We start from the raw sequence: 206 nt of genomic DNA on the forward strand, positions 1-206 counted from the left end.
AAGACGCCAACGAGGTCACGGTGGGGGTGCCGACGAGGGCCGTGGTGCTGCCAGCGTCCCGCTTGACGCAGCCCTTGATCTCGAAGGCGGCATTGTCGCCGTCGACATCCGTGCGGCGGGCCACGACCAGAGCGGAGAACGCCCACGTCGTGTCAGTGGGGACCGTCGGAACGGTGGAGGGTGCGACCTCCAGGTTGGCTGCGGTC

Annotated in this window: 1 protein-coding gene; it reads right to left on the reverse strand. The window is 68.9% G+C overall.

From position 1 onward, the window contains the following. A partial coding sequence (locus tag UB48_RS28390; protein ID WP_275560946.1) for a hypothetical protein occupies positions 1-206 on the reverse strand: 206 nt, incomplete at both ends.

The sequence above is a fragment of the Pseudomonas sp. 2(2015) genome, from assembly GCF_000955865.1.
In the GTDB taxonomy this organism is placed as follows: Bacteria; Pseudomonadota; Gammaproteobacteria; order Pseudomonadales; family Pseudomonadaceae; genus Aquipseudomonas.